Origin of the sequence: Cellulomonas marina (assembly GCF_900111925.1) — a bacterium.
GTDB lineage: Bacteria > Actinomycetota > Actinomycetes > Actinomycetales > Cellulomonadaceae > Cellulomonas > Cellulomonas marina.
In genome coordinates, this window is the sequence record NZ_FOKA01000022.1 from 1 (window position 1) to 12,856 (window position 12,856).

Genomic DNA, 12,856 nt, shown 5'->3' on the forward strand with positions numbered 1-12,856 from the left:
CGGGTGCTGACCACGACCCCGGTCCTGCCCCTGCCACCAGCGCCACCACCACCGCCACCGGCACCCGAACCGGTCCCGGACCCCTGGGCCGGACCCATCCCCTTCTGACCACGCGGCCGCCCGCCGCGACGGGTGGTCGGCGTGCGCGACGGTCGGCCACGGGTGCAGTCGACGACCGTCGGCCGGGGGTGGCTGCACCACGTCACCGCCGGAGGGGGCTGTGGTGCTGGAACGCCGTCAGACCTGTGGTTCCGGGCCGTCCGCGGCGACCGCGGGCTCGACCGGCACCTCCTCGACGAGGTCCGGACCGTTGTTCGCGACGGCGTTGACCCGCGTCGAGACCGGGGTCGCGACGAGTGCCGGCGGTTCGACCTCGAGCAGCTCGCGGGCCTCGTCGGCGCCGACGGCGGGGTCGAGCCACGCGGCCCAGCGGTCGGGGGCGAGAGCCAGCGGCTGCCGGTCGTGCACGGCGGCGAGGGCCTCCGTCGCCGGGCGCGTGATGACGGTGGCGCTGACCAGCCAGCGGTCGGGGTCGTCGTCCGCCCGCGACGGGTCGCGCCAGAACTCGTACAACCCCGCCAGCGCGAGGACCGCCCCGTCCTCCGGGTGGATGTACCAGGGCTGCTTGCGGGCCCCGCGCGGCGCCCCCTGCGGCGGCTTCTGCCACTCGTAGTAGCCGTCCGCGGGCAGGAGCGCCCGCCGGACGGCGAAGGGCTTGGCGAAGGCGGGCTTGGTGAGCAGCGTCTCGACCCGGGCGTTGATCATGCGGCTCCCGACGGACGGGTCCTTGGCCCACGAGGGCACGAGACCCCACCGTGCCGGCCGCAGCTGCCGCGTCACCTCGCCCGTCCCGCGGTCCGCGCGCTCCACCACCATGCGGACGCCGTCCGTCGGCGCGACGTCCCACGACGGCGGCAGGAGCCGGACGTCGTCGGCCACCACGGCGACGGCGAACTCGTCGGCGAGCTGCTGGTCCTCCCGGAACGAGGCGTAGCGACCGCACATGCTCCGAGCGTGCCACGAGCGTGCCACGAGCGAGGCTGCACGCCCGTTCGGCACCACCAGTCGAATCGATTCGTCGGGCGCGCCCTCCGGTGCGACCATGGATCACGATGAGTCCCGAGCCCGCCCCCGCAGTCCCCGTCCGGGTCGATGCCGCCGAGCGCGTCCCCGACTCCTCGGCCGGTCCGGCCGACACCACCGAGCACACCGCCCGACGCACCGCTCAGCACACCGTGGAGACTGCCGTCGAGCACGTCCCGGACTCGCCGGCCGCCCTCGCGGCCGACGTCCCCTCCGACGTCGTCCGCGACCCGTCGGACGACGGCACCGCGGTCACGGGGACGCCACCGGCCCCGCCGGTGTCCGCCCGGTCCGGCAAGGCGTCTGTCGGCGACGTCGTCCTCCTCGGGTCGATGTGCGCCCTGCCGGCGATGGCGACCGACCTCTACCTGCCGTCGCTGCCCGACGTCGCCCGCGAGCTCGGCACGTCCGTGGCCGGCGCCCAGCTGACCATGACGGGCATGCTCATCGGCGGCGCCATGGGTCAGCTGGTCATGGGGCCGCTGTCCGACCGCTTCGGCCGGCGCCGGCCGGTGCTCGTCGGCATCGCCGGGCACGTGCTGACCTCGCTGCTCTGCACGGTCGTGCCCAGCATCGGCGTGCTCGTCGCGCTGCGCGTGTCCCAGGGCTTCCTGGCCGCCGCCGCGACGGTCGGCGCCATCGCGGTCATCCGGGACCGCTGGGTCGGGGCCGAGGCCTCGCGCATGATGTCCCGGCTCATGCTCGTCATCGGCGCCGCGCCGCTCCTGGCGCCCTCGCTCGGCGGGGGCATCGCCTCCCAGGTGGGGTGGCGGGGCGTGTTCGGCGCCCTGGCCGTCATGGGGGTGGCGCTCGCGATCTTCGTGCACCTGCGGCTCGAGGAGACGTTGCCGCCCGAGCGCCGACGGCAGGGCGGTGTGGGGACGGCCCTGCACGGGTACGGCCAGCTCCTGCACGACCGCGGCTTCGTCGCCCTCGCCGTGCTGCCCGGCCTCGGGATGGCGGTGCTCATGAGCTACGTCATCTCCTCGCCGTTCGTGCTGCAGGAGCAGTACGGCCTGTCGTCGCAGGCGTTCGCGCTGGTGTTCGCGCTCAACGGGATAGGGCTCGTGCTGGGTGCCCAGGCCAACGCGGCGATCGTCACGCGGGTCGGACCCCTGGGGGTGCTGCGCGTGGCGCCGGTCGTGACCCTCGTGCTGTCGGGCGCGCTGCTGGCGTTGGCGCTCACCGGAGCGGGCGGGCTCGTGCCGCTGCTGGTCGTGCTGTTCTGCATCCTCACGGCGGCGAACTTCACGCCTCCGAACGCCTCCGCGCTGGCGCTGTCCCGCCACGGCGAGGTCGCGGGGAGCGGCGCCGCTGTCGTCGGGTGCTTCCAGGCGGGCGTCGCGGGGGTCGTCTCGCCCCTCACGGGTGTGCTCGGCGGCGACGCCGTGGCCATGGCCGCCGTGATGCTCGGTGCGGCGGCGCTCTGCCTCACCGTCCTGGTCGTCGCCACGCCCGCGTACCGCAGGCGGTCCGCGGACCCGGCGGTCGCGGACGCGGTCGCGGGGGTCGGCGGGCACTGACCGGGGCCGGCCTGCGCCTCGCCGGGTCGGAGCGGCCCGCGCGTCGCCGGGTCGCTGTGGCCCATGTCGCGTCGGGCTCGCGCGGCGCGCGTCGCGTCGGGTCCGCGTGGCCCGCGTCGCGCTGGATCGGTGGGGCGAGTCGCACCCGGTGGGCGGTGCCCTGCCGGGTCAGCGGGGCATCGCGCGCAGCCGGGCCACCGCCTCGTGCAGGACGTCCTCGCGCTTCGTGAAGGTGAACCGCACCCACGAGCGCAGCTCGCGGTCGGTCGCGGACCCCTCGTGCGTGAAGGCCGTGACCGGCACCCCCGCGACCCCGGCCCGGCCCGGCAGCTCCCGGCAGAACGCGGCGCCGTCCTCGACGCCGAGCGGCGCGGCGTCGGCCAGGACGAAGTAGGTGCCCTGCGGCACGACCGCCGCGAACCCCGCGTCCCGCAGCCCGTCGACGAGCAGGTCCCGGCGCACGGTGAGCGAGGCGACGAGGTCGTCCACCCACCGCGCCACCCCGGGGTCGCCGAGCGCGAAGGCGATCGCCGGCTGCAGCGGCGCCCCGGACACGTAGGTGAGGTACTGCTTGACCGTCCGCACCGCGTCCACCAGCGCGGCGGGCCCGGTGACCCAGCCGATCTTCCAGCCCGTGAGGCTCAGGGTCTTGCCCGACGACGAGACCGTCAGCGTCCGCTCGGCCATCCCCGGCAGGGACGCGATCGGCACGTGCCGGGCCGCAGGGTCCAGGACGAGGTGCTCGTAGACCTCGTCGGTGAGCACGACGAGGTCGTGCCGCCCCGCGAGGTCCGCGACGACCGCGAGCTCGTCGGGCGTGAGCACCGTGCCCGTCGGGTTGTGGGGCGTGTTGAGCAGCAGCACGCGCGTGCGGGAGGTGACCGCCTCGACGAGGGCGTCGAGGTCCGGGCGCAGGCCGTCCGGCCCCGGTCGCAGCGGCGCGGTGGTGTGCCGGGCGCCGCTCATGGCGACGACCGCGGCGTAGGCGTCGTAGAAGGGCTCGAGGGTGAGCACCTCGTCGCCGGGCCCGGCGAGGGCCAGGACCGCCGCCGCCAGCGCCTCGGTGGCCCCGGCGGTCACGAGCACCTCGCGGTCCGGGTCGACGCGCAGCCCGTAGTGCCGCTCCTGGTGCGCGGCCACCGCCTGCCGCAGCGCGGGGATGCCGGGGCCCGGCGGGTACTGGTTGTGGCCCTCGACGAGCGCCCGGGCCGCCGCGGCGACGACCTCGGCCGGCCCGTCCGTGTCCGGGAAGCCCTGACCGAGGTTGACGGCGCCCGTGGCCGTGGCGAGCGCCGACATCTCCGCGAAGACCGTCGCCCGCAGCGTGCCGCCGCGCATGAGGCCCGCGGCCCGCGCGACCTCCTGCCAGCGGGCGGGTGCGGCGGCGGTGCCCGACGGGCGCGTGGTCGGCGTGGTGCTGGTCACCCCGCGAGGATAGGCGTGGGCTCGTCCGCCGGCGCCGGAGGGTCAGGCGGGACCGAGGCCTGCGGCCGCCGCGAGGCCCGCGCCCAGCACGAGCACGAGCGAGCCCCACGCCGAGACGACCCACCACTCCGGGTGGGTGCGGCGCAGGCTGCGCTGCGGGGTGCGGGCGGACATGCCTCCACCATCGGCCCCGGCGCCGCCCGTCGTGAGGGTGCCGCGCCCGGGACGGACGGATTCATCCGGGTGCTGTCACGGACGGCCGGGCGGGCGACCCGGTCGGGTCAGCCCTGGGTGGCCGCGAGCTCCTCCGACAGGCCCTGCAGGCGCTGCGCCAGGTCCGCGAGCGCCGTCGCGGCGTCCCCGCCGGCCGAGCCCGCGAGGGCCTCGAGCTCGGCGCGAGCCTCCTCGAGGCGCGTGCGGGCCTGCTCGACGGCCTCCGCCGGGGCGGTGCTGCCCGCGGCGGTCGCGTCGTCGAGCACGCGCTGGGCGTCGTCGACGGCGGTCTGCGCGTCGGCCAGCGCGTCCTGGCCGCCCTGCGCGGCGTCGGCCCCGAGCCCCTCGACCTGGGCGCGGGCGGCGTCGATCGCGTCCTGCGCGCCGGTCACCTGCGCCCGGGCCTCCTCGACCGCGGTGCGCGCGCGGTCGACGGCGTCCCCGGCCTGGGCCGAGATGCTGGCGGCCGCGCCCTGCGCCTGGTCGATGGCCTCCTGCGCCTCGGCGCACCCGGCGAGGGCGGGCAGCAGCGCGCCGGCGACGAGCAGCGCGGTGGCGGCCGGCCGCAGGGGGTGGCGCCGTCGTCGGGGGAGGGCCGTGGTGCTCGACATGACCACAGTCTGCACCGGGGGGCGGGGCCGCACGGTCCCGGCGGGCGGCTGCCGAGGGCGTAGGACCGACCCTCGTCGTGCGCGTGCGCCCCGGACGCGACGGTGCCCCGCCCGGCGCAGGCCGGACGGGGCACCTCGTGGCGGCGGTCCGGGGTGGCGGCGGCGGCACGACCCACCGCCCCCCGGACCGGGCCGGCTCAGGCGACGCCCGCGCCGACCCCCTCCGCCGTGCGACCCCGGACGTCCTCCAGCGACGTGCCGTAGTAGGCCGCGGTCATGATCGCCTTCATGTCCTCGATCATCGGCATGCGCGGGTTCGCCGGGGCGCACTGGTCCTCGTAGGCGCCCATGGCGACCTCGTCGAGCCGGCCGAGGAAGTCGGCCTCGACGACGCCCTGCGCCTGGAAGGAGCCGGGGATGCCGACCTTGGCGCGCAGGGACTCGACGGCCAGCGCGTAGGACTCGACGCCCTCCGCGGGGGTCGCCGCCGGCAGGCCGAGCATCGCCGCGACCTGCTGGAAGCGCTCGGGGGCCACGTAGTGCTCGTACTTGGGCCACGAGGTGAGCTTCGTCGGGACGGTGCCGTTGTAGCGGATCACGTGCGGCAGCAGCGTGGCGTTCGTCCGGCCGTGGACCAGGTGGAAGGTCGAGCCGACGACGTGCGCCATCGCGTGCACGATGCCCAGGAACGCGTTCCCGAACGCCATGCCGGCGATCGTGCCCGCGTTGTGCATCTTCTCGCGGGCGTCCTTCGTCGCCGGGTCGGCCGGGTCGCCGTTCACCGACAGCGCGAGGTTGTCGAAGATGAGGCGGATCGCCTGCAGCGCCATGCCGTCCGTGAAGTCGTTGGCGTAGACGGACACGAACGCCTCCGTGGCGTGCGTGAGGGCGTCGAAGCCGGAGTCGGCGGCGAGCGACCGCGGCATCTTGGAGGTCAGGACCGGGTCGATGATCGCCACGGTGGGCGTGAGCGCGTAGTCGGCCAGCGGGTACTTCTTGCCCGCGTCGGGGTCGGAGATGACCGCGAACGGCGTGACCTCCGCGCCGGTGCCCGAGGTGGTCGGGATGCAGACGAGCTTGGCCAGGTCGCCCAGCGTCGGGAACTTGAAGGCGCGCTTGCGCACGTCGAAGAACTTCTGCTTGAGGTCGGAGAACACGATCTCCGGGTGCTCGTACAGCAGCCACATGACCTTGGCGGCGTCCATGGGGGAGCCGCCGCCCAGCGCGATGATCGTGTCGGGGCGGAAGTGGCGCATCTGCGCGGCGCCGGCCTGGACCGTGCGCACCGAGGGCTCCGGCTCGACCTGGTCGATGATCTGCAGCGCGACCTTCGTGTGGCGCCGGTTGAGCACGTCGATGACCTTGTCGACGAACCCGAGGGTGGTCATCGTGGCGTCGGTGACGATGGTGACGCGCTCGACGTCGGGCATGTCCGCGAGGTAGCGGATGGCGTTCGGCTCGAAGTACGTCTTGGCCGGCACCTTGAACCACTGCAGGTTGTTGTTGCGGCGGCCCACGCGCTTGATGTTCACCAGGTTCACCGCCGAGACGTTGTTCGACACCGAGTTGTGGCCGTAGGACCCGCAGCCGAGGGTGAGCGAGGGGATGAAGGCGTTGTAGATGTCGCCGATGCCGCCGAGCGAGGAGGGCGCATTGGTGATGATGCGGACGGCCTTGACCCGGCTGCCGAACTCCTCCATGAGCGCCTCGTCCTGCGTGTGGATGGCGCCCGAGTGGCCGAGGCCGTCGAACTCCACCATCTGCTCGGCCAGGGTGATGCCCTGCTCGGTGGTGCTCGCGCGCAGGACGGCGAGGACCGGGCACAGCTTCTCGCGCGTCAGCGGCTCCGACGGCCCGACCTGCGACACCTCGGCGAGGATGATCGACGTGTCGGCCGGGACGCGGAAGCCCGCCTGCTCGGCGATCCACGCCGGGGACTTCCCGACGACCGCCGGGTTCAGCTTCGCGCCGGCGCAGTTCTCGCCGCCGGCCTCGACGCCGAAGATGAACCGCTCGAGCATCGCCTTCTCGGCGGGCGTCGTGCGGTAGGCGTGCAGGACCGCGAACTCCGCGAGGGCCTCGTCGTAGATCGCCTCGTCGAGGATGACGGCCTGCTCGGAGGCGCAGATCATGCCGTTGTCGAAGGCCTTGGACAGGACGACGTCGTTGACGGCCCGCTTGAGCTTCGCCGTCTTCTCGATGTAGGCGGGCACGTTGCCGGCGCCGACGCCGAGCGCGGGCTTGCCGCAGGAGTAGGCGGCGCGGACCATCGCGTTGCCGCCGGTGGCCAGGATGAGGGCCACGCCCGGGTGGTTCATGAGCAGGCCGGTGGCCGCCATCGACGGCGTCTCGACCCACTGGATGCAGTGCTCGGGGGCACCGGCCGCGACCGCCGCGTCGCGCACCACGCGGGCCGCGGCGACCGACGACTGCTGGGCGTTGGGGTGGAACGCGAAGACGATGGGGTTGCGGGTCTTGAGGGCGACGAGCGCCTTGAAGATCGCCGTCGAGGTCGGGTTGGTCACCGGCGTCATCGCGCAGACGACGCCCACGGGCTCCGCGATCTCGACGATGCCGTTGAGCTCGTCGCGGGCGACGACGCCGACCGTCTTGAGGTCCGCCATCGAGTTCGTCACGTGCTCGCACGCGAAGATGTTCTTCACGGCCTTGTCCTCGAAGACGCCGCGGCCGGTCTCGGCCACCGCGAGCTGGGCCAGGTGGCCGTGCTGGTCGAGCGCGGCGACGGCGGCCTTCTTGACGAGGCGGTCGACGTCCTCCTGCGTGAAGCGCGCGTACTCCGCGAGCGCCTTCGTGGCGTTGGCGACGAGGCCGTCGATCGCGGCGGCGACGGCCGCGTCGTCGGCGGCCGGTGCCGCGACGGTGGGGGTCGCGGCGGTGGGGGTCGCAGGCGTGGGGGTCGCGGGGGCGACGGGCGCCGTCGCTGCGGCACCGGCAGCGGCCCTGGGCGCGCGGGTGCGGGTGGCGGGGGTGCCCGTCTCGGTGGTGGTCACCGTGGTCTCCTGTCCGTGGGAGGGGGCCGGCGCGGGGCTGGAGCCCGTGCCCGCCTCGGTACGTCCACGACGCTAGGGACGGTCCGACGACGATCCCTGGGACCCACGTCCCGAAGTCGTCCCACCACCTCACGGGTGCGCGCGCGGGCGACGGGGGACCGGGACGGAGGTCCCCCTCCGCCGCCCGCCGTGCCGCCTGCCGTGCCGCCTGCCGTGCCGCCTGCCGTGCCGCCTGCCGTGCCGCCTGCCGTGCCCGCGGACGGCCGGTCAGGGACGGACGCGCTCCACCCACGAGGCCGACATCGCCTCGTCCTCCAGGTCGAGCTCCCGCAGCATCCGCCGCATGACCTCCTCGTCCAGCTCGCCGCGGTCGCGCCGCCGCACGAGCACGGCGCGCTGGGCGGCGACCAGCCGACGGCGCAGGTCCTGCACGCGCAGGCTCTGCTCCCGCGTGCTGGGGGAGGCGCCCGACGAGCGGGTCCCCGGGCGGCGCAGCCGCGCGAGGCGGGCGGCGCCGGAGCCGGCGCCGGCGCGGCGGTCGTCGTCCGGACGGCCGCGGTCGTCGCCGCCATCCCCGTCCCCGTCCCCGTGCCCGTGCCCGTCCCCGTGCTCGTCCCCGTGCTCGTCCCCGCGCTCGTCCCCGTGCTCGTCCGCCGTCAGGTCGTCGGAGTCCCCGTCGCCGCCGCCATCGGTCGCCGGTCGGCGCGACGAGCGGCCGGGGGCCTCCAGCGGCTCGGCCTCCTCGGCGAACGGGTCCGGTCCCGACCCGCCCTCGCCGGTCGGTCCGCCCGCCGAGGCGACGGCGGCCTCCGCCGCCTCCGCGGCGGCACGGGCGTCCGCCGCGGCCGTCGCGTCGAGGTGCCTGGCCGGGGCAGGGTCGTGGTCGTCGGCGAGGGCGTCCTGGTCGCGGGCGTGCTCGTCGCGGGCCTGCTCGTCGCGGGCCTGCTCGTCGCGGGGGTGCTCGTCGCCGGGGCCTTGCGCCGCGGTGGGCTCCGGGGACGCCGCGCCCGCGGGCACGGGGAGCGCGGCGACGACGACGTCCTCGTCCTCGTCGTCGGTGTGCGGGTCGAGGACCTGCGCGGCCGCCGTCGTGCGGCGTTGCCAGGCGGCGGAGATGCGGTCCAGCGCGACGTCCGCGCGCTCGCGGCCCAGCGCCTGCCGCCACACGGGCCGCTGGTCGGCGAGCACCTGCTCCACGGCCTCCTGCGCGGCGCGGCGGGCGGCCGCCTCCTGGGCCGCGTCGGCCCGCTCCTCGCGCTCCGACCCCACCCGGAGGCGGCGGATGACCGCCGGGAGCGTGAGCCCCTGCAGCAGGAGGGTCCCGATGGCCACGGCGTAGGCGGCGAGCTGCAGCGTGGCCCGTTCGGGGAAGTCGGCGTCGTCGATGGTCTGCGGGATCGCCGCGGCGGCGGCGAGGGTCACCACGCCGCGCATGCCGGCCCAGCTCACCACCGCCGACTCGCGACGGGTGAGCGCGTCGCCGGGCGGCCGGTGGCTGCCCGGCAGGCGCAGGTCGTCGAACCGCCGGGTGGCGTACACGTACAGGGGCCGGACGAGGACGACGGTCGCCGCGGTCGCCGCCGACACGAGCACGCCGTGCCCCAGCCCCTGGTCGGAGGCGACGAGGTCGCGCACGAGCCACGGCAGCTGCATGCCGATGAGCGCGAACGTGAACGCCTCGAGCAGCAGGTCGACCGTCGACCACAGCGGCCCCTGGTACAGCCGCGTCGCGTACCCCGCCCGCGGCGACTGGTGCCCCAGGTAGAGACCGGCGGCGACGACGGCCAGGACGCCGGACCCGCCGACGGCCTCCGCGGACCAGTACGCCGCGAAGGGCGTGAGCAGCCCGAACGCGGAGGCGACGACGGGGTCGTCGAGCCGCAGCCGCGCCCGGTGCAGCAGCCACCCGAGCGCGAGCCCCACGCCGACGCCGGCCACCACCGCCAGCGCGAAGGTCCCCGCCGCGTCCCCGAGCGCCCACGCACCGGTGGCGACCCCCGCGAGCGCCACCTTGTACAGCGTGAGGGAGGTCGCGTCGTTGATGAGGCTCTCGCCGGACAGCAGGGTCATGACGCGCCGCGGCAGCCCCAGCCGGCGACCGACGGCGGCGGCGGCCACCGCGTCCGGCGGCGCGACGACCGCGCCCAGCACGAGCGCCGCCGCGAACGGCAGCTGCGGCACCAGCGCCGTGACCACGGCCGCCACCGCGAACGCGGTGACCACGACGAGCCCCACGCCCAGGCGCGTGATGGAGCTCAGCGACCGGCGGAAGTCCCGGTAGGAGCTGGCCTGGGCCGCGGAGTACAGCAGCGGCGGCAGCACGAACTCCAGCAGCAGCTCCGGGTCCACCTCGTACCGCGGCACGCCGGGGACGAAGGACACGAGCAGCGCCACGGCGAGCACCACGAGCGGGGCGGACCAGCCCCGGCGCCGGCACGCGGCGGCGACGACGACCGCGCCGGCCGCGAGCAGGAAGACCTCGACGTGGTGCACACGACCTCCGGTCGGCACGGGTGCCGACGCGGGTGCGGCCGGCACGGGGGCGGGGGCGGGCGGACTACTCCCCGCGGGACAGGGCGAACGCGACGACGAAGCCCAGGCTCGCGACGAGACCGGTGAAGGTGCGGGTCCGCTCGAAGGCCTCGGGGATCATCGTGTCGGCGACCATCGTGAGGATGGCGCCGGCCGCGACGGCGGTGATGACCGCCACCGTGGTGGGGGAGGCCGTGCCGAGGACGGCGTACCCCAGGGCGGCGGCGATGCCGACGACCACGGCGATCGTCGTCCACACGCCGAAGACGTACCGCGCGGACCGGCCCGCCGCCTTCATCCCCGCCGCGCTCGACAGGCCCTCCGGGACGTTGGAGATGACGACCGCCGCGACCATGGCGGTGCTGACGCCCCCGCCGCCGAGCAGGCTCAGCCCGAGCACCACCGACTCGGGGATGCCGTCGAGCAGCGAGCCCACGGCGATCGCCAGGCCCGACCCCGCCTGCTGCCCCTCCGACGGCTGCGGGTGCGACGAGCGCTTGCGGTGCCGGGCGCCCCAGCGGTCGAGCGCGAGGTTCGCCCCGACGTAGGCCACGGCGCCCGCCAGCAGCCCGACCGCCGCCGCGGCGATCCCGCCCGTGTCCGCGGCATCGGCCGCGAGGTCGAAGGCGAGCGCGGAGATGAGGACGCCGGACCCGAAGGCCATCACCCCGGCGGTGACCGCGGCGGGCACCTTGACGAACCAGGCCACGAGCGCCCCGAGCACCAGGGCGAGCCCGCCCACGAGGCCCCAGCCCCCGGCGACCAGCCATCCCGTCATGTGCGACCTCCCGGCGCCCGCCCGCGACCGGGCACCGGGCCGGTGCTCGACCACGGGCCGCCCGTCGGACCGACGCACAGCCTCACCCCGGTGGGGAGGACCCGCCACCGCTGCCCGGCCCTGCCCGTCATGGGGAGGCCTCCTGTGGCACCCTCGTCGGGCACGGGAGGGGACGGCCGATGGCGGCGGGACGCCGGTACCACGAGGCGGTGTGGGACGACGAGGAGGAGCTCGCCGCCCCGCCCGTCGACGCGGCCGGGCCGGCGCGGCGACCGGCACCGCGGCCGTCACGGCGGCTGCTCGTCGGTGCGGCGGTCGTGGTCGCGCTCGCGGGCGGCGGCGCGCTCGTCGTCGACCGCGTGCGGGAGGCGCGGGTGGACGAGCGCCTGGCGCGGACGGACGGGCTCAGCGCCGACCTCGGCCGGCCGCTCGTCGCCGCGTGGTCGGTGCCGGGCGAGGACCCGCGGTTCCTCGACGACCTCGTGATCGTCCAGCGCGAGCGCACCACCGTGGCCGTGAGGCTCGACGACGGCACCGTCCGCTACGAGGCGGAGGGCCGGTGCGCACCGACCACCCCGACGGGGGCGGTGCCGCCCGACGAGGCCCTCGTCGTCTGCGAGCGCTACGAGGGCGACGGCGAGGGGCCCGGCTTCGCGCGGGTCGTCGTGCTGGCCGCCGCGACGGGTGAGCGGCTGCAGGCCTTCACCGTGCCCGCGGCGGGCGGTGGGTCGAGCGTCGTCGCCCGGCACCTCGTCCGGCACCAGGTCGACCTCGGCGGACGGTTCGAGGTGACGGCGCTGTCCCTCCGCACCGGCGAGGAGGCGTGGACCCACGAGGGCCGCGAGGGCGGCGGCTTCCCCGGCGTGTTCGCCTGGTCCTCGCGGCTCGACGAGGTGGTCCTCGACGTGTCGGGCGAGCGGGTGCGGTTCGACGCCGCGACCGGCGAGGTCCGCGCCGGGGAGACCCTCGTCGGCTGGGAGCCGGGCGGCACGGCCCAGCGCGGCGCCGGCTGGGAGGCGCGGCAGGTGCTCGACGGCAGCGGCAGGCCGGCGGTGCGCGTGGGGGCGGAGGACGGCGACGGGACCGGCGGCGAGGACGACGTGCGCGGCGACGGCCCGCTCCTGCCGGGCGTGCTCGCCGTGACGGCCGTCGACGACGGGACGGCGCCGGGGCTCGTCGTCCTCCTGGAGGACGTCGACGGCGGGCAGGACCTCGTCGCCCACGACCCGGGGTCCGGCGACGAGGTGTGGCGGACGGGCGTGCCGCGCGGCGCGCTGCGGGCGGACCTGCTCGAGGGGCTGCTGGTCGTCGCGACCTCGGAGGGCGTGCGGGCCCTCGACGCGGCGACGGGCGAGGAGCGGTGGCGGACGGCGGCCGGGGCGGCGGTCGGCCGCGGGCAGCTGACCGACGGCCGACGGGTGCTCGCGCCGGAGACGGCGGACGGCGTGCCCGCCCTCGTCGCGCGCGCGCTCGGGGACGGGCGGCTGCTGTGGCGCACGCCCGTCACCGATGTCCTGCCCGCGTCGGCGGGTGACGGGCAGGACGGCAGGGACCGCGGCGGGGACGGCGGCACGGACGACCTCGAGCTGCGGCGCGGCCCCGACGGCGCGGTCGTGGCCGCCGACGGCCGCACGGTCGCGCGGCTGGTGCCGCCGGGCGACGGGTAGGCCCCGCCCCCGG

9 protein-coding genes are annotated in these 12,856 nt (G+C 76.4%); 2 read left to right on the forward strand and 7 right to left on the reverse strand.

The window, feature by feature from the left end; genetic code table 11:
* Positions 1–237: 237 nt before the first annotated feature.
* Positions 238–1,005, reverse strand: a complete 768-nt coding sequence (locus tag BM048_RS16855; protein ID WP_090035098.1) for an SOS response-associated peptidase — start codon at positions 1,003–1,005, stop codon at positions 238–240.
* Positions 1,006–1,112: 107 nt separating this feature from the next.
* Here BM048_RS16855 and BM048_RS16860 point away from each other — a divergent pair, with 107 nt between their 5' ends.
* Positions 1,113–2,606, forward strand: coding sequence for a multidrug effflux MFS transporter (locus tag BM048_RS16860; RefSeq protein ID WP_090034994.1), 1,494 nt, complete (start codon positions 1,113–1,115; stop codon positions 2,604–2,606).
* Between the two features lie 168 nt (positions 2,607–2,774).
* Here the strand turns inward: BM048_RS16860 and BM048_RS16865 are convergent, their stop codons facing one another.
* The 6 genes from BM048_RS16865 to BM048_RS16890 all read right to left on the reverse strand — a co-directional run bounded on the left by BM048_RS16865 (position 2,775) and on the right by BM048_RS16890 (position 11,176).
* Positions 2,775–3,944, reverse strand: a complete 1,170-nt coding sequence (locus BM048_RS16865) for a pyridoxal phosphate-dependent aminotransferase (RefSeq protein ID WP_090035101.1) — start codon at positions 3,942–3,944, stop codon at positions 2,775–2,777.
* A gap of 129 nt (positions 3,945–4,073) precedes the next feature.
* Entirely contained in the window at positions 4,074–4,205 is a 132-nt protein-coding gene (locus tag BM048_RS16870) for a molybdopterin oxidoreductase (protein WP_090034996.1), read from the reverse strand.
* 107 nt (positions 4,206–4,312) lie between these two features.
* Positions 4,313–4,855, reverse strand: coding sequence for a hypothetical protein (locus BM048_RS16875; protein ID WP_139224527.1), 543 nt, complete (start codon positions 4,853–4,855; stop codon positions 4,313–4,315).
* Positions 4,856–5,052: 197 nt separating this feature from the next.
* Positions 5,053–7,866: a bifunctional acetaldehyde-CoA/alcohol dehydrogenase gene (gene adhE / locus BM048_RS16880; protein ID WP_090035001.1), complete on the reverse strand. Its 2,814-nt coding sequence runs from the start codon at positions 7,864–7,866 to the stop codon at positions 5,053–5,055.
* A gap of 267 nt (positions 7,867–8,133) precedes the next feature.
* Positions 8,134–10,359, reverse strand: a complete 2,226-nt coding sequence (locus tag BM048_RS16885) for a cation:proton antiporter (protein ID WP_175499611.1) — start codon at positions 10,357–10,359, stop codon at positions 8,134–8,136.
* A gap of 64 nt (positions 10,360–10,423) precedes the next feature.
* Entirely contained in the window at positions 10,424–11,176 is a 753-nt protein-coding gene (locus tag BM048_RS16890; RefSeq protein ID WP_090035006.1) for a ZIP family metal transporter, read from the reverse strand.
* Between the two features lie 179 nt (positions 11,177–11,355).
* Between BM048_RS16890 and BM048_RS16895 the strand changes: the two genes are divergently transcribed.
* Positions 11,356–12,843 (forward strand): outer membrane protein assembly factor BamB family protein, encoded by a 1,488-nt coding sequence (locus BM048_RS16895; protein ID WP_090035008.1) that lies wholly within the window; start codon positions 11,356–11,358, stop codon positions 12,841–12,843.
* The last annotated feature ends 13 nt before the right edge of the window (positions 12,844–12,856 follow it).